A 17,175-nucleotide genomic window follows, 5' to 3' on the forward strand; every position below is an offset into this window, starting at 1 on the left:
GCTTTCCCTCAGGCGGGCAGGATTTCGGGGTTCACGAGGTTGCGCGGGCGCTCGCCGCGCAGGATGCGCAGCATCTCCTCGACGGCGCCGACGCTCATGGCGCGTGAGCTGGTCTGCGTGATGCCGGCCACGTGCGGGGTGAGCAGCAGGTTCGGGCAGGCGCGGAGTGGATCATCGGAGGGCAGCGGCTGCACGTCGAACACGTCGAGCGCCGCACCGCCGAGCGCCCCGACGTGCAGGGCTGCGGCGAGCGCGGCCGCGTCGACCACGGGGCCGCGGGCGACGTTGATGAGGACGGCGCCCGACCGCATCCGGCCGATCAGCCCGGCGTCGACGAGACCGCGCGTCGCGTCGGTGAGCGGGCAGGCGACCACCACGGCGTCGCTCTGCGCGAACAGGGTCTCCAAATCGACCGCCTCGACGAGACCGCCGAGCGTCGCGCCGCTGCGGGAGGCCCCGAGCACGCGCATGCCGAAGCCGTGATGGGCGATCCGCGCGACGCGGCCGCCGATCTCGCCCAAGCCCAGAATCCCGAGGGTGCTGCCGCCGATCTCGGCGAGACCGTCGGCGATCGGCCGCACGGCGCCCCATCCCTCCGCGCGCAGGCCGCCGTCGAGGCGCCAGACCTGGCGGCGCAGGTGGAACAGCGCCGCGAACACGTACTCGGCCACGGCTTGCGTGTTGCTGCCGGGCAGGTTGGCCACGGGGATGCCGCGTGCGGTCGCCGCCGCGACGGGGATCATGTCGAGGCCGACGCCGTGGCGGACGATGCCGCGCAGCCGCGTCGCGCCCTCGAGGATGTCGTCCGGGAGCTTGACCCGCACCACGAGACCCTCGGCCTGCGCGACCAGCCTCCGCAGGGTCTCGGGACTCGGATCGGGCGCGGTGACGGGGCGGGCATGGGCCGCCAGCATCGCCTCGGCATCCGGATGGATCGGGTTGGTCAACAGGACCACGGGACGTTCGCTCATGGACCTTCCCCCGCGACGACCGGGCTGATCAGGGCGCCGAGCCCCTCGACCCAGGCGGTCATCGTCGTGCCGGGCCGGATCCAGGCCGGCGGCTGGCGCAGAGCCGCGATCCCCGCCGGCGTGCCGGTGGCGATGACGTCGCCCGGCTCCAGCACCGTCTGCCGCGACAGGTGGGCGACGAGGTCGGCCACCGAGAACAGCATCCGGGCCGTGGTGGAGTCCTGCAGGCTCACCCCGTCGATCGACAGCCCGATCCGCAGCGCCTGCGGGTCGGGCACCGCGTCGCTGGTGGCGAGGTAGGGACCGAACGGGCCGAAGGTCGCGATGTTCTTGCCCGGGCCGAAGCCCTCGCGGCGGATCAGCTCGCTGGCGCTGACGTCGTTGAACACGCCATAGGCGCAGACATGGGCCAGCGCGTCCTGCGCGGCGACGTGATCGGCCCGACTGCCGATCACCGCGGCGATCTCGGCCTCGTAGGTGCAGCCGCCGATGCCCGGCGGCAGCACCACGGGCTCGCCCGGCCCGATCACCGTCCACGGCTCCTTCATGAACAGGAACGGCTCGGCCGGATGGGGCGCGCCGCGCTCGGCCAGCGCGTCCACGTAGTTGTGTGCGATCCCGAAGATCCGGCCTGGGGAGGGCAGCGGCGCGCGCAGGCGCACCGACCGCAGCGGGAGGCGCGCCGCTTCGGGAATGGCGTGATCGCGCAGGCGGGCTGCGGCATCGGCCAGCCCGGAGCGGATCAGGTCGAGGACCTGGGGCGCGCAGCCGGCGAGCGCGGACCGCATCGCGGGGTGGGCGAGGTCGACGACCGTATCGTCCAGCCCGCTGGCGTCGCCGAGCAGGATGCCTGCCCGGTCAGTGCCGTCGCTCGTGAAGGTGACGAAGCGCATTGCGTCGTGCCTCAGGCGGCGCGGTAGCGGTCGATCACGGCGCGGTCGACCTCAACCCCGAGTCCCGGCGCGGTGGGGACCGCGACCTTGCCGCCGACCTGCCGGATCGGCTCGAGGGCGAGGTGATCCCGGAACGGGTTCTCCTCCTGCTCGAACTCGAGCATCGGCGACACCGGGAACAGGCAGGGCGGCTGATCGGGAATCGAGGCGAGGAAGTGGATGGTCGCGGCCAGGCCGACCACCGAGCCCCAGGCGTGGGGCACGCACTCGACGCCGTGCGCCGTCGCCATCGCGGCGATCTTCTTGCACTCGGTGATGCCGCCGGCCGCGCACACGTCCGGCTGGACGATGTCCATCGCCTTGCGCGTGATCGCGTCGCGGAAGCCCCAGCGGGTGAACTCGTTCTCGCCGCCGGCCACCGCGATGTCGAGGGCGCGGGTCACCTCGACATAGCCGTCGAGATCCTCCGGCGAGATCGGCTCCTCGAACCACTCGATGCCGAGCTCCTCCAGCCGCCGTCCCATGCGGATGGCGGTCGGCACCGACAGGGAGTGGTTGGCGTCGACCATGAGGCGGATGTCCGGGCCGACCGCCTCGCGGACCGCCGCCACGCGGGCGATGTCGCGCTCGATCGAGCCGAGGCCGATCTTCATCTTCACGGCCTTGAAGCCGGCCTCGACGTAGCCGCGCGCCTCCTCGACCGCCTCCTCGACGAGGCGGTCCATGTCGGTGAAGTACAGCCCGGTCGCGTAGGCGTCGACGCTGGTGCGGAAGGCGCCTCCGATGAGCTTGTGCACCGGCTTGCCGACGCTCTTGCCGATGATGTCCCACAGCGCGATGTCGATGCCGCTGATCGCGGCGATCGACATGCCCTTCGGCCCGTAATCCTTGATCCGGTTGTAGAGATCCTCCCAGACGACCTCGACGTCGAACGGGTCCTGACCGATCACGCGGGGCGCGAGCTGCGTGTCGATGAACGCCTTGGCCACCGCGGACGGGCCGTAGCACTCGCCCCAGCCGACGATCCCGTCCGCCGTCTCGATCTCCACGAGGCAGGTGCCGCGGGTCTTGTAGAGCCAGCCGCGCGAGGAGGTGAACGGCCGCTTGATCGGCGTGGTCACGACATGGCAGGTGATCGTCTTGATCTTGGTCACAATGTCCGTCCCGCTAATTATTCAGATCGTTCGAGCGCTCGGAGAGGCGCGTCGGCTCAGGATTTGAAGACTTTCTCGGCCACGACCTTGATCGACTGCTCGACCTGATCGACCTCGGCGGTCAGCGCATCGCCCGTCAGCGGCGCGATCAGGAAGGCGTTGCGCTCGGCGAAATCCTTGAAGCGCTGGTCCCCGATCGCGGCGGTAAACCCGTCGATCAGCTTGGCGCGCACCTCCGGCGGGAGCTTGGCGGGGGCGACCACGTAGGCCATCTGCACGACCGGGCCGAACGGGAACACGTCGTAGCCGCGCTCCTTGAAGGTCGGCACGTCGGGGAACTGCCGGAGGCGCTCGTCGGCGAACACGCCGAGCGCGCGCACGAGGCCCTGCTGCAATTGCCCGAGCGACTCCGCGGGCTTGAGAACCGCGGCCTGGATTTGTCCGCCGGCGAGATCGGTGATGACCTTGGCCCCGCCCGTGTACGGCGCGTTAATGTAGGCGACACCCGCCGCCCGGGCGGTCATCGAGGCGAAGATGTGGTTGAGGTTGTAGTTGCCCGGCGTGCCGATCGACACGCTGCCCGGGTTCTTCTTCATGTGAGCGAGAAAATCGTCGAGGGTCTGGTAGGGGCTCGACCCGGGGACGAGGAGCATCAGCGGGTCGATCGAGACCCGGGCGATGTGGGTGAACTGGCTGCTCTTCAGCGGCGTCTTGCCCTCGGCCATGTAGGCGAGCGTCGAGCTCGTCCCCATGCCGAGCGTGTAGCCGTCCGGGTTCGCCGTCGCCACGCGTCGCATCCCGATCGCGCCGGTAGCGCCGGGCTGGTTCTCGACGATGATCGTGATCCCGCGCTCCTTGAGCAACGGCTGCAGACCGCGCGCCAGGATGTCGTTCGAGCCGCCCGCGTTCCAGGGCACGACGAAGGTGATCTCGCGCGCCGGGAAGCCCGACTGCGCCAGGGCGGTCCGCGCGCCGAGTGCCCCCAGGGCGAGGCTTCCGACGAGGCTGCGGCGGGTCAGCATGGCGTTCCTCACGTCTTCGTTGTTTGTTATAACGATGGAAGCCGGCTAGGATGTCAAGCGTGGTCGATCCGGTTCTCGCCGGCCGCTGTCGATCCGCGACGGGCGGGTTGTTTATGGGGCAGGGGGCAACGCCGTTGAGACAGGTCGAGCGACTGCCACTCTGGGATCAGGCCTACGCGGAGCTGCGAACAGCCATGCTCGGCGGACGGTTCGGGCCGGGGGAGCGGATCCTCCTGCGCGAGGTGGCGGCCGAACTCGGCATCAGCCTCACGCCGGTCCGCGATGCGGTCAACCGGTTGATCGCCGAGCACGTGCTCGAGCGCGGCAGCTCCGGCCAGGGCGGCGGCGCCGTGGTCCCGCGCATGGACGTGGAGCGCTTCGACGAGTTGCTGACGATCCGCTGCGACCTCGAAGGTCGGGCCGCGGCCCGCGCGGCCGAGCGCGCGGCACCGGGCGATCTCGGCGTCCTCGACGACCTGCTCGCCGAAATGAAGGCCCTCATCCGGGACCAGAACCTCGACGCGTACCTCGATCTGCACCGGCGCTTCCACTTCGAGCTCTACGCCTTGGCGCGCATGCCGATCCTGGAGGGGCTGATCGAGAACATCTGGCTGCGGTGCGGTCCGGTCCTGACCTACGTCATCCCGGACTACGTGCTGCTGGAGAAGGGCAGCGATCTGCATACCGCCGCGCTGTCGGCCCTGCGCACCGGCGATGCTGACGCGGCGGCCACGGCGATCCGACAGGATATCCGCGAGGCGGGCCGCTACATCGCCGGGCTCGCGGACGCCGCCGGGCTCATCGCCGACCCGGCCGTGAGCCACCCGCCGCGGGGGCGCAGGGCGACGCACGCAACATCATGACCGGGATGGGTGAGCCCTCACGTGAGGACAGCCTTGGTCTTCGCGCGAATGAGATCGCGGTCGATCTCCGCTCCAAGACCGATCGCCGTCGGCGCATGCACCATGCCGGCGGCATCGACCGCGATGTCCGCTGCGAGCCCGTACTTCTGCGCCGCATCCGGCAGCAGCACCTCGAAGAACTCGGTGTTGCGGATCGCCATGATGACGTGGAGGTTGGCGACGTTGTTGAGCGAGTTGCCGCCGTGGTGGACCTCGAAGTTCATCCCGAACGCTTCAGCGAGATGGGCCGCCTTGACGAGTGTGGTGATGCCGCCCTTCACCGCCACGTCGCCGCGCAGGAAATCGGTGGCCCGCTGCAGGATCCAGGGCGCGTAGGCATCGAAGCCGGCCTGCGGATACTCGGTCGCCATGATCGGGACGTCGAGCTTGGCCTTGAGCTTGACGTAGCCGTAGAGGTCGGAATCCGCGAGCGGATCCTCGTACCAGTAGTAGCCCGCCGCCTCGATCGCGCGGCCGACCCGCAGCGCCTGCTCGTAGGAATAGCCCCAGCAGGCATCGAGCATCAGCGTGAAATCCTCGCCCATCCCGGCCCGCACCGCCTCGCAGATCGCGATGTCCTCGCGCCAGGTCTGAGGCGGGTGGATCTTGTAGGCGCTCCAGCCGGCCTCGCGGTACGCGTGCGCCTGCTCGACGTAGGCGGAGGCCGCGTCGAGGATCTGCGAGCTCGCGTAGGCAGGCACGCGGTCGCGATAGGTGCCGATGAGCCGGTGGATCGGCAGTCCGGCGACCTTGCCGGCGAGGTCCCACAGGGCGACGTCGAGCGCTCCGATCGTCCGGACGGAGGCCGCGCGCACGCGCGCCCACAGCTCCTGGTTCAGGCGCTCGCGGTCGAGGGGATCGCGCCCCATGAGCACCGGCTTGAGCACCCGGACGAGAAGCGGTGCGTCGAGATCGGCCGGTCCGTAAGCCGAGCCGAGGAAGGCATGCCCCTCGATGCCCTCGTCGGTGTGGATCGTGACAAGCCCGAGCTGGCTGCTGCCCACCGCGCGCGCCGTGCGCCCGGAGTAGCGCGTCGGCGGGATGTCGTCCCAGCCGAACAGGGTGACCGTGACATCTCGTATGCGCATGGCGTCGCCTCCGGCCCCGGGCCACCGCGGATGCGGCCTTCGCTCTCCGGCGCGTTCGGGCCATCGCCCTTCTAAAGCCGCCGCGACCAGCGCGTCGAGACGCAGGCCGGCCTGAGTACTGGGAGGAAACCGTGAGCAACCCGTCGACGACGGCTGACCCGGTCGGCCGTGAAGCTCTGCGCAGGATCAGCCTGCGGTTGCTGCCGTTTTTGGCGCTGAGTTACCTCGCCAACTACATCGACCGGGTCAACGCGGGCTTCGCCGCCCTGCAGATGAACCGGGAGGTCGGGCTGACAGCGAGCGCGTTCGGCCTCGGCGGCGGGATGTTCTTCATCGCCTACCTGCTGTTCGAGGTGCCGAGCAATCTCGCGATGGTCCGGGTCGGGGCGCGCCTGTGGCTCGCGCGGATCATGATCACGTGGGGGCTCGTCTCCGGAGCGATGGCGCTGACGTCGGGGCCGGTCTCGTTCTGCGTGCTGCGTTTCCTGCTGGGTGCGGCGGAAGCCGGCTTCGTGCCCGGCGTGATCCTCTACCTGATGCAGTGGTTCCCGGCCCGGGAGCGGGCACGGGTCATCGGCCTGTTCATGGTCGCGAGCCCCGTGGCCGGCATCGTCGGCTCGCCGCTCTCGGCAGCGCTGCTCGGACTGGACGGCTGGCTCGGCCTCTCCGGCTGGCAGTGGCTGTTCATCGTCGAGGCGATCCCTGCCGTGCTGATCGGCCTCGTCGGCCTCGTCTGGCTGACCGACGCGCCGGCGCAGGCGGGCTGGCTCGATCCGGAGCACAAGGCCTGGCTCGCCGACCGGCTCGCCGCCGACGCGGCCGCACGGACCAGCATCGAGAAGACCTCCGTCTGGGCGGTGATGGGCGACCGCACCGTTCTGGTACTGTCGCTGATCTACGCGGGCCAAGCCACCGCCAACGCAGGCCTGTCGTTGTGGCAACCGCAATTCCTGAAGTCGTTCGGCCTCTCGACGACGGAGGTCGGCCTCGTGAACGCGATCCCGTTCGCGCTCGCCGCGCTGGCGATGTACGCGGGCGGCCGGAGTTCCGACCGGCGCGACGAGCGCGTCTGGCACACGGCCGTCCCCACCGCCCTGACGACGCTGGGTCTATGCCTCTGCCTCGTCCTGCACGGCTTGGCCCCGACCGTGCTGTTGCTGTGCCTGGCCCTGTTCGGCGTCTCGGCGTCGCGCGGCCCCTTCTGGGCGCTCACCACCGAATGGCTGTCCTCGCGCGCGGCAGTGGCGGGGATCGCGCAGATCAACGCGGTGGGCACCGGGGCGAGCTTCTTCACGAGCTGGGCGACCGGGGCGATCAAGGATGCGACCGGAAGCTGGCCCTTGGCGCTCCTGCCGCTCGCTGGCGTGACCGCCGTGGCCACGGTCGCCGTCCTCCTGCTCGGACGCCCGACGCCCTCGGCGTCTTCAAGCCGCTTCGGGCCGCCGGTGAATCCGACGACGCCGGTGGCGGTCGAGCCGTGAGCGCCGTCCGCGCGCCGCGTGGCGTGCTACGCCGGTGTGCCGGCGGTCCAAGATGAGGGCCGATCCGTGTCGTCCCCCGGCACGGCCGATGCAGAGGGTTGCGGCGGCCGGCCGCTCCGGCCTCGATGAACGGGAACCCAGCATGCCGCTGCAGGAAACAGCCAGATCGCCGATCCGCGGCGGGCGCGTCGCGATCGCCGGCCTCGGCACCGTCGGGCGGGCCGTGGCGCGCGCGCTCGATGGGGGCGCCATACCCGGTTTGAGCCTGACCGCCGTCGCGGTTCGCGACGCCGCGAAGGCCCGCGCCGAACTCGCGGCACTGGCTGAGCCGCCTGAGGTCGTCACCGCGTTCGACGCCCTGGAGCCGCGGGCCGACATCGTGCTGGAATGCGCGCCGTCCCAGCATCTCCCGGCGATCGTGCGGCCGTTCGTGACGGCGGGCAAGACGGCCGTCGTCCTGAGTTGCGGGGCACTCCTCGACCACGAGGACCTCGTCGAGCTCGCCCGCGCCCACGGGGGTCAGATCGTCGTCCCGACCGGCGCCTTGCTCGGCCTCGACGCCGTGACGGCGGCCGCGGAGGGCACGATCCATACGGTGCGCATGATCACCCGCAAACCCGTGCGCGGCCTCGTCGGCGCGCCCTACCTGGTGGAAAACGGCATCGTGATCGCCGGCATCACCGAGCCGATGCGGGTCTTCGCGGGCAGCCCGCGCGAGGCGGCCCGCGGGTTTCCGGCAAACCTCAACGTCGCGGTTGCGCTCTCGCTCGCCGGCATCGGCCCGGACCGGACCGAACTCGAGATCTGGGCCGACCCCATCCTCGACCGCAACACCCACCGCATCGAGGTCGAGGCCGATGCGGCGCGCTTCGCGATGACGATCGAGAACGTGCCGACCGACGAGAATCCCCGCACGGGCCGCATCACGGCCCTGTCGGTCATCGCCTACCTGCGCAAGCTCGCCGCCCCGCTCCGGGTCGGTACCTGACAGGCCAAGCCTGACTGGCACACCCCGTGCTGTCGATCGCATGCGCCCGGGCCAGGGTCCGCGCGCAGGTGCCCCTCCAGACCTGGAGCCGTTCGTGACATCGACGAGCGACGAGACTGTGTCCGCGATCGAGCGGGCGACGATGCGGCGCGTCACGCTGCGGATCATGCCGCTGTTGATGTTGGGCTTCCTCGTCGCGTTCATCGACCGGGTCAACGTCGGCTTCGCGGCGCTCCAGATGAACGCCGATGCCGGCCTGTCGGCGTCGGTCTTCGGCCTGGGCGCGGGGCTGTTCTTCGTCGCCTACTTCCTGTTCGAGGTGCCCTCCAACCTGATGCTCGAGCGGTTCGGCGCCCGGCTGTGGCTCGCCCGGATCATGATCACCTGGGGGTTGATCTCCGGCGCGACCGCGCTGGTCGTCGGGCCGGTCTCGTTCTGCGCGGTGCGCTTCCTGCTCGGCGCGGCGGAGGCGGGGTTCTATCCCGGCGTGATCTTCTACCTGACGCGCTGGTTCCCGAAGGCCTACCGCGCCCGGGTCATCGCCCTCTTCGCGGTGGCCGTGCCCCTGTCGAACTTCGTCGGCTCGCCGCTCTCGGCGGCGCTGCTCGGGCTCGACGGCTGGCTGGGTCTGCGCGGCTGGCAGCTGATGTCGATCGTCGAGGCGATGCCTGCCGTGGTGCTGGGCCTGCTCGTCCTCCGGTTCCTCCCGGAGGGGCCGGACCGGGCGCCCTGGCTCGACGACGCGCAGCGCGGATGGCTCACCGGGCGCTTGGCGGCTGAGCGCGCGGAGCAGCCCGCGGTCCGCCCCTCCGTCTGGCGGGTGATCTCCGATCGGCGCGTGCTGGCGGCGGGCTTGATCTTCGCCGGCAGCGTCGGCGCGAGCGCGTGCCTGTCGATCTGGCAGCCGCAGATCTTCAAGTCCTACGGCCTCACCACCATGGAGATCGGGCTGCTCAACTCGGTGCCGTTCGGGATCGCGGCCGGGCTGATGGTGCTCTGGGCCCGCCACTCGGACCGCACGGGGGAGCGGGCCTGGCACGTCGCCGGACCGCAGGCTCTGACCGCGCTCTGCCTCGCGGCGGCGCTGGCCGCGCAGGGGCTCGGGCCGACGGTCGCGATCCTGTTCCTGGCGATCCTGGGGACCTACGCCGTCAAGGGTCCGTTCTGGGCGCTGGTCACGGAATGGCTGCCGCCGGGCGCGTCCGCGGCCGGGATCGCGCAGATCAACGCCATCGGCAATCTCGGCGCCTTCGTCGGGACGTATCTGATGGGCGTGATCAAGGACGCGAGCGGCAGCTACGCGCTGGGCCTGCTGCCGCTTGCGCTGGTCACGGCTACGGGGGCGGCGCTGGCGTTGGGACTGGGCCGCACGCGCGCCCCGATGATCCCCGTCCTGCCGGGCGGGCGGGCGTAGACCGCAAAGCACGCCCCGCGCCGCGGCGCGCGCGGGAATTCGTGGGGCGATATGGGACGCAAGCCCGGGCTTCGATCACCGCCGGCTCTTCGCCATGTGGCCGGCAGCCCGCCATCGACGTCCGGGATCGCTTCCCCAGGCGACCGAGCGGCGATGCCGCGACAAGACGCGTCCCGGCGCCATCTCCGGATCCCCGTTCAGACGGGGGAGGGTGCGTCCGGTGGGGGGGACGGACGGCGGTCGACGAGGCCCGTCGTTTGTCGATCGCGGCGCTTCGTGCTCCAACATCGCGCACATCACGCCGGTCCGCGAACTGGGGGCGTCGCGCCCGAGGAGAGATGCCATGCGCCGCGCTCAGCTGCTGTCGATCGCCTGCTGCATGGCTGCGCTGAGCACGCCCGCGGCGGCCGCCGACATCCGCGTGCTCGCGACGGGGGTCTACGCGTCGAGCCTGCGCGACCTCGCCGCGCCATTCGAGCGGCAGACCGGCGACCACATCGTCCTGACGATCACCAATGCGGGCGGCGTCCTCGCCAAGCTTGCCGCGCATGAAGACGCCGACGTGGTCATGACCGCCTCGGCCGGCGTCGACACGCTCGTCGCGCGCGACGATGTTCGCGCGGAGACCAAGGTCGAAGTCGCACGGATGCGGCTCGGCGCCGCCGTCAAGTCCGGGACCGCTCTGCCTGACCTCACAGGGGAGGCGCCTTTACGCGCCGCGCTCCTCGCGGCACCCGCCGTAGCCTACATCGATCCGAAGGGCGGCGGAACATCGGGCGCCTACTTCGACGGGATGCTGGCGCGGCTCGGCGTCGCCGACGCGGTGCACGCCAAAGCGGTGCTCTGCGCCACCGGAGCCGATGTCGCCGCGGCCGTCGCCTCGGGCAGGGCGGCCCTCGGCCTGACGCAGGCCAGCGAGCTCCTCGACGTGCCCGGCCTGGCGTTCGCGGGCTTCCTGCCGGAGGCCGTCAACGCGATCACGCCCTACGCCGCCGCCGTCACGACGCGGACACGAAACCCGCGCGAGGCGCTCTCCTTCATCGCCTTCGTGACGGGGCCGACCGGCTCCGACCGGCTGAAGAAGGCAGGTTGGGACGTCGGACCGCGCTGAGCGCGGGCTGTGTCGCGCGTGAGCACGCCGTGAGGTCGCGCAGCCGGCGCGATCGCCGGGCCGGCGGACGCGCTGGAGGTTCTTGACCCGGTGTGATCCCCTCTGCCGCCCTGCGCCGACCATGGTCCGCCCCGCGACCGGGGTTACCTCACCGCTATCGATCCACCGGTCGGAGAACCCGGGACGTCCGGCATCTGGCCTGCTTCCGGACTGGCGGCGGACGCGACACGACACGGTGAGCCGGGCACGCCCGCGTGCTAGGGCAGGGCGCGGGGCAGTTGAGGCGGGGATACTCGCGGATGCCACCAGAAGAGGCCGGACGCGTAGGGTGGACAAGCTGTTCCAGAAGCCGCCGACGGCGCAGGCCGCCGTCCTCACCGAACTGCGGCGCCGCCTGATCGCCGGGATCTTCTCGCCCGGCGAGCAACTCCGGCAGGACGTTCTGGCGGAGGAACTCGGCGTCAGCCGCGTGCCGGTCCGCGAGGCCCTCCGCACGCTCGAGGGGGAGGGGCAACTCATCTACGAACCGCACCGCGGCTACTTCGTAGTCGATCTGAACCTGGACGAGCTGGTCGAGATATACCGCCTGCGCGATCTGCTCGAGGCGGAGGCCACGGAGGTGGGATTCCCGAACCTGACCGCGGCCGACCTCGCGCTCATGGCGCAGAGCATGGCGCAGATGCGCGCCGCCATGAAACACGACGATGTCGCGGCCTTGACCGCGGCCAATCGGCGGTTTCACTTCGCGCTCTACAACGCCTGCAGGATGCCCCGTCTGCTCAGGATTCTCGAGCAGCTCTGGGACGCGTCGGATCCCTATCGCGCCGTCTACTTCTGCGATGTGGACAATCGGACCCTGATGCACCGCGAGCATGTCGACATCTACGAAGCCGCCAGATCCGGTGACCTTCGAACGTTGCAACGGCGCCTGGTGGAGCATCGGACGCATGCCGTGCCGGCCCTGCGGAAAGCGCTCGCGAAGTCCGATACGCGCGGCATCCCCACGCGACCGTCACGATCCGCCGCTGTCGATTAGGATCGATGGCCGTTCGACCGCGCCGACCGCGTGCCAGGCGCAGGCCGAACGGGGTCGTCCGGCTCGGATGCCGCGCCCGATGACGAACGCATCGCTCTAGCCCGGTACGGTCGCGCACAGGCCGCCGTCCACGAGGATCTCGGTGCCGGTCACGTACTTGGCCGCGTCGGAGGCGAGGTACAGGGCTGCGTGGGCCACATCGAACGCCTCGCCCATCCGTCCCATCGGCGGTTGCTGGTGGCGCCGCCTGTAGAATGCGTCGCGGTCGAGCCCGGTCTCCGCGGATGCGAACTGTCGCGCGAGCCGCTCGACCAGCGGCGTCTCGATCAGACCCGGCAGCACGCAGTTGAGGCGCACGCCGCGGGCCGCGAACTCGACCGCCGTCACGCGGCTGAACTGGACGAGACCGGCCTTGGCCGCGGCGTAGGCGGCCTGCGGCTTGCCGCTGTAGCGGATCGCCGCGGTCGAGGCGATGGAGACCACCGCGCCCCCACCTTGTTCGACCAGGCCCGGCAGGACCGACCGCGTGCACAGGAACGCGCTCTTCAAATTGATCTCGATCTGCGCGTCCCAGTCTTCCTCGGTCATCACGGCTGGGCTGCCGGGAATGGACAGGCCGACGTTGTTGACGAGGATGTCGAGGCGCCCGAAGCGGGCGCGGCAGTCGGCCACGAAGCCCTCGACCGTCGCGCGATCGGTGACGCTGCCGATCCCGACCGCGAAGCGGCCCCCCTCGGCCTCGACGAGGCGGCGCGTCTCCTCCGCCGCCTCGGCGTTCAGATCGACGCCGTAGACGGCGGCCCCGCGCCGGGCGAAGGTCACGGCGGTGGCCTTGCCGTTGCCCCACCCGGGCCCCTGCGAGCCGCAGCCGGTGATGAGCGCGACCTTGCCGTCGAGGGAGAAGGGGTCCGTCATCGTTCGGCCCGCCCCGCGCCCATGTCGTCGGTCGAGCTGATGCCGATCGCTTCGAGGAAGCGCGAGACCATGTTGTAGGCCCCGACCGTCGCGGTGAGCTCGACGATCGCCCGCGGGTCGAAATGGGCGCGCAGGTCCGCGAACACGTCCGCCGGGACGTGGATCGTCCGGGTCATCGCATCGCAGTAGGCCAGGGCCGCGCGCTGCGCCGGCTCGAACGCGTCGGACGTTTCCCAGTCGGGGAGGGCGTCGACCTGTGCCGGGCTCAACCCCTCGCGCAGGGCGATCGGGGTATGCTGCTCGGCCTCGTAGGGGGCCCCGTTGAGGTGGGCGACCTGCAGGATCACGAGCTCGCGCAGCGCGCCCGGCAGGGCGCAGCGCTGGCGGATGGCGGTGAGGAAATGCAGCCAGCCGTCGGCCACCGGCGGGCTGTGCAGCAGCATGGCGTAGAGGTGCAGCACTCCGCCGCGCTGGGCCTTGATGCGGGCGACGAGCTCGGCCGCCTCCGGTCGATCCGGGTCGGCGTAGGGAAGGCGGGCCATCTGTGTCCCCTCCGTGTGGATGAGTCCGGGATCGCACCGGGGCTGCCCGGCGCGGCGGCTCCGCACGCCTCGGGGCGGGATTGGACGGCGGGACGAAGCCCCGAGCGAGGCCGCTGCGTGCCGCCATCAGCCACGGCGCTCCCGCGCGATCCGATCGCGGGCGGCGGGAAGCCTGCGGGATCCGGCGCCGACCGTGCAGCCGACCGGGCCGACCCTCACGCCCCGCTCCTGGGCGCTTGGGAGAACCTTGGCGCGTGGGAGAACATCGTGTGCCCGGGCGTCTCCAGGTCGGCGCGCAGGATGGAGCCCGAGCCGGATTCGGTGATGAACAGCGCTCGTCCGTCCGCGCCACCGAACGCCACGTTGGTGGTGTGCAGGCCGGCGCAGGAGGCGATGCGCAGCACCGGCTCCCCCGTGGCGTCGAACAGCCAGACGGCGCCCTTTCCGGCGTGGGCGACCGCGAGGCGGCCGTCGGCATCGAGGGCGAGCCCATCCGGCCCGGCTCCCCCCGACATCTGGATGAAGGTGCCGACCTTCGCGGCCGTCCCGTCCCGCATCAGCGGGACCCGCCAGACCGCGTTGGCCCGCGTCACCGCGAGGTACAGCGTGTCCTCAGCGAGGTTCATGACGAGGCCGTTCGGGCTGGGGATGCCGTCCAGGATGCAGGTCACGGACCCGTCCGCGCGAACGCGGAAGAGGCGTCCGCCCGGGTCCTGCCAGCCGGTCAGCCCCTGATCGGTGAAGTAGAGATCGCCGTCGCGGGAGAAGAACAGATCGTTGACGCCCCTGAACCGCTCGGGGCCGACCCGCAGGAGGAACGGCTGGACCGTGCCGGAGGCCGGATCGACGACCATGATGCCGTTCTTGTAGTCGGCGACGAAGATCCGCCCGTCGCGGTGGATCTTGAGGCCGTTCGGCCAGCCATCGTACTCGGCGCAGATTGTGAACCCGCCGTCCGGCGCCACGCGCAGGATGCGTCCGTTCGGGATGTCGACGCACCAGAGGTTCCCGTCGCGATCGAAGGACGGCCCCTCCAGGAACGACCCGGTCGGCATGCGCGCGGGCTGCGTGCGGATCCACTCGTTCTCCGCCGTGGCGACCCGCCACGCCTCGGGGTAGCTGGCGAAGACCGTGGTCGGGCAGACGGGCGGGGCTGCGTACATCGGGGCCTCCGTTCCGATCTCAAGCGCGGCGCAGCGCGGGGACGACCGCCGGCGCGGGGCGGTCGCCACCGATCGGGGCATGCGTCAGGGTCAGCGTGATGAGGGCCCCCGTCACCAGCAGCGCGCCGCCGGCGACGAAGGCGAGGTCGTAGCTCCCCGTCGCCGCGATGATGTAGCCCGTGGCGATCGGCGCGATGAGACCGAACATGTTCCCGCCGGTGATCTGGATCGCCATGGCCTTGCCGGCACTCGACGGCGACCGCAGCAGATCGGCGGCCAGGGCGATGTTGAGCGAGATGCCCGTCGCCAAGCCGGTCAGCGAGATGGTGATCAGGCCGAGGATCATCGGGGTGCTGTCGACGAACGGTGCCGCCAGGATCACGGCCGCGCTGAGCATCGACACGACGACGATCCGCCGCCGCCGCCCCGTACTCGAGCCGCCCTCCGCTGCCAGTGCCCGATCGCTCAGATGGGCGAGGACCCACGCGAAGACGGTCGCTGCGAAGTACGGGAACGCCGTGAACAGGCCCGACTTCACGATCGACATGTGCTTGACGTTGGCGAGATAGCTCGGCAGCCAGGTCAGGAACACGATCTGCGTGTAGACGGCGCAGCCTTGCGTGACCGCGACGGCGATCATGCTGCGCGACCGCAACAGCACGCCGAACCCGTCCGCCGAGCCACCCGATTTCGCCCCGGAATCGCGCTCGCGCAGGATGAAGGCGCGCTCGTCCTCGCCGACGAAGGTCGCCGTCTCCGGCCCGCGGTACCAGATCAGCCAACCGACCAGCCAGACCAGCCCCAGCAGGCCGGCCGTATAGAAACCCCACCGCCAGCCCTGGACCGACACCACCCAGCCGAGCAGCAAGGTCCCGAACGCCGGCCCCGCATAGCCGCCGCTGTTGAGCATCGTGGCCGCCAGACCGAACTCGGATCGCGGCGACCAGTCCCGCAGCACGCGACCGCCCGCCGGATAGGTGGACGCCTCCGCCGCGCCCATCAGCATGCGCGAGCCGAGAAGGCTGACGAAGCCGGACCCGAGCCCCGTGAGGATCGTCGCGCCGGACCACACGAGCACGCCGACACCGTTGACCACCTTCGCCCCGTAGCGATCGGTCAGGAACCCGCACGGGATCAGGCAGACCACATAGGTCCAGAGATAAGCCGAGAAGAGGTAGCCGACCTGGACCGGATTCAGGTTGTATTCGGCCGCGATCGCCGGCGCCGCGACCGATAGCGCGACGCGATCCACGTAGTTAAAGACGACGAGCAAGAAAATTCCGATATACAACAGATAACGGCGCTTGCCCATTCGCACCTCCCGATGCAGTAGTTATATTTATTTTGATTTATATTTGGCGACATGGAAGTTTCGAGGCGTTGCCGGCACGGCGGACGCTCGATCCTCGACGCGCCGCATGGGTGCGCGCCGGGGCGTGGACCGGTCGATAAGTCGATCACGTCCGGATGCAGGCGCAAGGTGCGGTCGAACATCGGCTGGGCGTGCAGCCAGGCCATGAACGGGGTCGCGAGGTGCTTGGCGGAATGCGCCGCATTGGCTTCGGGAACGAGCTTGAGGGGATGGCCCGTCGCCTCGGCCTTGAGCTGGATCTCGCAGGCCCGCTCGGCGGCGACGAACCACCAGACGGCCTCCTCGACGCTCTCCTGGCCGGCGCTGAACAGGCCGTGGTTCTGGTGAATGGCGACCTTGGTATCGCTGCCAAAGGCGGCGGCGACGCTGTGGCCGGCCCCGCGTTCCACCACCACGGCGCCGGCTTCCTCGGTGATCAGGGCCTGCCCATCGCCGTAGAAGCCACAGGCCGTCTGGGTGATCGGTTCCAGGCGCCGGCCCAGGGCGGCCCAAGCCATGCCGTTGATCGTGTGGCAGTGACACGAGGCCAGGATGCCGGGATGCGCCGCGTGGATCGCCGCGTGCAGGACGAAGCCGGCGCGGTTCACCGCGCGCGCGCCCTCGATCACCCGGCCGTCGTGGTCGACGAGGAGGAGGTCCGACGCCTTCACCGCCCCGAATTCCAGGGCGAACGGATTGGTCCAGTAGAGGTTCGGGTCCTCCGGGTCGCGGACGGTGATGTGGCCGGCAAATCCGTACTCGTAGCCCAGGTCGGCGAAGAGCCTGCAGGCAGCGGCCAGGCGGACCCTGCGGTGCCTTCTCTCCTGAGCGGCATCAGCGAACACGGGGTAGCGGGGGAAGGCCAGACCGGCTTGATCGGGTTCGTACACCGACCTCTTGGCTGCGACGGTCATCGAGCGCCCCCTCCCAATCAGATAAGGGATATTGGATATGATGTGGGGAGACCCGTATAGGCGCTGGCACGGACCGCACTGACACATCGCCGCTGTTCTATCGCTCCCGCCGACCCTGGCCCCGACGGGCGCCCGGCCTCGCTCGCCATCGGGCCGCTGCGGCGGGGCGGGACCACGTCGGTGGCCTTGAAACCCGCCCTACCGGTGCGCCCCCCGCCGGCGTTCCGGCA

16 protein-coding genes are annotated in these 17,175 nt (G+C 70.6%); 6 read left to right on the forward strand and 10 right to left on the reverse strand.

Translation table 11 applies throughout. From position 1 onward, the window contains the following. Nucleotides 1-8: 8 nt before the first annotated feature. From MKL01_RS20435 to MKL01_RS20450, 4 genes are read right to left on the reverse strand one after another with little or no spacing between them, the layout of a single operon-like run. Nucleotides 9-971, reverse strand: coding sequence for an NAD(P)-dependent oxidoreductase (locus MKL01_RS20435; RefSeq protein ID WP_243907028.1), 963 nt, complete (start codon nt 969-971; stop codon nt 9-11). Beyond that, nucleotides 968-1,864, reverse strand: a complete 897-nt coding sequence (locus tag MKL01_RS20440; protein ID WP_243907029.1) for a fumarylacetoacetate hydrolase family protein — start codon at nt 1,862-1,864, stop codon at nt 968-970. The genes MKL01_RS20435 and MKL01_RS20440 overlap by 4 nt, the downstream gene beginning before the upstream one ends. Nucleotides 1,865-1,875: 11 nt before the next feature. Further along, nucleotides 1,876-3,018 (reverse strand): mandelate racemase/muconate lactonizing enzyme family protein, encoded by a 1,143-nt coding sequence (locus tag MKL01_RS20445; protein ID WP_243907030.1) that lies wholly within the window; start codon nt 3,016-3,018, stop codon nt 1,876-1,878. Nucleotides 3,019-3,074: 56 nt separating this feature from the next. Then, on the reverse strand, nt 3,075-4,040 hold the full coding sequence (locus MKL01_RS20450; RefSeq protein ID WP_243907031.1) for a Bug family tripartite tricarboxylate transporter substrate binding protein: 966 nt from the start codon (nt 4,038-4,040) through the stop codon (nt 3,075-3,077). A gap of 134 nt (nt 4,041-4,174) precedes the next feature. On the opposite strand from MKL01_RS20450, the gene MKL01_RS20455 reads away from it, so the two are divergent. Next, the gene (locus tag MKL01_RS20455; RefSeq protein ID WP_243907032.1) at nt 4,175-4,903 is read left to right on the forward strand and encodes a GntR family transcriptional regulator; all 729 of its coding nucleotides are present in this window, start codon (nt 4,175-4,177) and stop codon (nt 4,901-4,903) included. A 17-nt stretch (nt 4,904-4,920) separates the two neighbouring features. Here MKL01_RS20455 and MKL01_RS20460 read toward each other — a convergent pair whose 3' ends face one another. Continuing rightward, on the reverse strand, nt 4,921-6,030 hold the full coding sequence (locus MKL01_RS20460; RefSeq protein ID WP_243907033.1) for an enolase C-terminal domain-like protein: 1,110 nt from the start codon (nt 6,028-6,030) through the stop codon (nt 4,921-4,923). A gap of 131 nt (nt 6,031-6,161) precedes the next feature. Between MKL01_RS20460 and MKL01_RS20465 the strand changes: the two genes are divergently transcribed. The 5 genes from MKL01_RS20465 to MKL01_RS20485 all read left to right on the forward strand — a co-directional run bounded on the left by MKL01_RS20465 (nt 6,162) and on the right by MKL01_RS20485 (nt 12,060). Then, nucleotides 6,162-7,511 (forward strand): MFS transporter, encoded by a 1,350-nt coding sequence (locus MKL01_RS20465; protein WP_243907034.1) that lies wholly within the window; start codon nt 6,162-6,164, stop codon nt 7,509-7,511. Between the two features lie 142 nt (nt 7,512-7,653). Then, the gene (locus MKL01_RS20470) at nt 7,654-8,499 is read left to right on the forward strand and encodes an aspartate dehydrogenase (protein WP_243907035.1); all 846 of its coding nucleotides are present in this window, start codon (nt 7,654-7,656) and stop codon (nt 8,497-8,499) included. A 94-nt stretch (nt 8,500-8,593) separates the two neighbouring features. After that, complete coding sequence (locus tag MKL01_RS20475) at nt 8,594-9,913, forward strand: MFS transporter (protein ID WP_243907036.1); 1,320 nt, start codon at nt 8,594-8,596, stop codon at nt 9,911-9,913. Between the two features lie 343 nt (nt 9,914-10,256). After that, nucleotides 10,257-11,024, forward strand: coding sequence for a molybdate ABC transporter substrate-binding protein (locus MKL01_RS20480; RefSeq protein ID WP_243907037.1), 768 nt, complete (start codon nt 10,257-10,259; stop codon nt 11,022-11,024). A 328-nt stretch (nt 11,025-11,352) separates the two neighbouring features. After that, nucleotides 11,353-12,060: a GntR family transcriptional regulator gene (locus MKL01_RS20485; RefSeq protein WP_243907038.1), complete on the forward strand. Its 708-nt coding sequence runs from the start codon at nt 11,353-11,355 to the stop codon at nt 12,058-12,060. A gap of 96 nt (nt 12,061-12,156) precedes the next feature. Here the strand turns inward: MKL01_RS20485 and MKL01_RS20490 are convergent, their stop codons facing one another. The 5 genes from MKL01_RS20490 to MKL01_RS20510 all read right to left on the reverse strand — a co-directional run bounded on the left by MKL01_RS20490 (nt 12,157) and on the right by MKL01_RS20510 (nt 16,945). After that, the gene (locus MKL01_RS20490; protein WP_243907039.1) at nt 12,157-12,975 is read right to left on the reverse strand and encodes an SDR family NAD(P)-dependent oxidoreductase; all 819 of its coding nucleotides are present in this window, start codon (nt 12,973-12,975) and stop codon (nt 12,157-12,159) included. Further along, nucleotides 12,972-13,517 (reverse strand): carboxymuconolactone decarboxylase family protein, encoded by a 546-nt coding sequence (locus MKL01_RS20495; protein WP_243907040.1) that lies wholly within the window; start codon nt 13,515-13,517, stop codon nt 12,972-12,974. Before MKL01_RS20495 ends, MKL01_RS20490 begins: the two co-directional genes overlap by 4 nt. 215 nt (nt 13,518-13,732) lie before the next feature. Then, nucleotides 13,733-14,680, reverse strand: a complete 948-nt coding sequence (locus MKL01_RS20500) for an SMP-30/gluconolactonase/LRE family protein (RefSeq protein WP_243907041.1) — start codon at nt 14,678-14,680, stop codon at nt 13,733-13,735. Between the two features lie 19 nt (nt 14,681-14,699). Next, nucleotides 14,700-15,953, reverse strand: a complete 1,254-nt coding sequence (locus MKL01_RS20505) for an MFS transporter (RefSeq protein ID WP_243907042.1) — start codon at nt 15,951-15,953, stop codon at nt 14,700-14,702. Beyond that, entirely contained in the window at nt 15,875-16,945 is a 1,071-nt protein-coding gene (locus tag MKL01_RS20510) for a class II aldolase/adducin family protein (RefSeq protein ID WP_243907043.1), read from the reverse strand. The genes MKL01_RS20505 and MKL01_RS20510 overlap by 79 nt, the downstream gene beginning before the upstream one ends. Between the last annotated feature and the right edge of the window lie 230 nt (nt 16,946-17,175).

The organism is Methylobacterium sp. J-070 (assembly GCF_022829385.1).
GTDB lineage: Bacteria > Pseudomonadota > Alphaproteobacteria > Rhizobiales > Beijerinckiaceae > Methylobacterium.

What these genes read in the sequence shown, in the direction of transcription:
- MKL01_RS20460 (WP_243907033.1), bottom strand. Translation starts at nt 6,030, where the DNA reads ATGCGCATACGAGATGTCACGGTCACCCTGTTCGGCTGGGACGACATC.
- MKL01_RS20435 (WP_243907028.1), bottom strand. Translation starts at nt 971, where the DNA reads ATGAGCGAACGTCCCGTGGTCCTGTTGACCAACCCGATCCATCCGGAT.
- MKL01_RS20500 (WP_243907041.1), bottom strand. Translation starts at nt 14,680, where the DNA reads ATGTACGCAGCCCCGCCCGTCTGCCCGACCACGGTCTTCGCCAGCTAC.
- MKL01_RS20510 (WP_243907043.1), bottom strand. Translation starts at nt 16,945, where the DNA reads ATGACCGTCGCAGCCAAGAGGTCGGTGTACGAACCCGATCAAGCCGGT.
- MKL01_RS20480 (WP_243907037.1), top strand. Translation starts at nt 10,257, where the DNA reads ATGCGCCGCGCTCAGCTGCTGTCGATCGCCTGCTGCATGGCTGCGCTG.
- MKL01_RS20450 (WP_243907031.1), bottom strand. Translation starts at nt 4,040, where the DNA reads ATGCTGACCCGCCGCAGCCTCGTCGGAAGCCTCGCCCTGGGGGCACTC.
- MKL01_RS20470 (WP_243907035.1), top strand. Translation starts at nt 7,654, where the DNA reads ATGCCGCTGCAGGAAACAGCCAGATCGCCGATCCGCGGCGGGCGCGTC.
- MKL01_RS20495 (WP_243907040.1), bottom strand. Translation starts at nt 13,517, where the DNA reads ATGGCCCGCCTTCCCTACGCCGACCCGGATCGACCGGAGGCGGCCGAG.
- MKL01_RS20490 (WP_243907039.1), bottom strand. Translation starts at nt 12,975, where the DNA reads ATGACGGACCCCTTCTCCCTCGACGGCAAGGTCGCGCTCATCACCGGC.
- MKL01_RS20440 (WP_243907029.1), bottom strand. Translation starts at nt 1,864, where the DNA reads ATGCGCTTCGTCACCTTCACGAGCGACGGCACTGACCGGGCAGGCATC.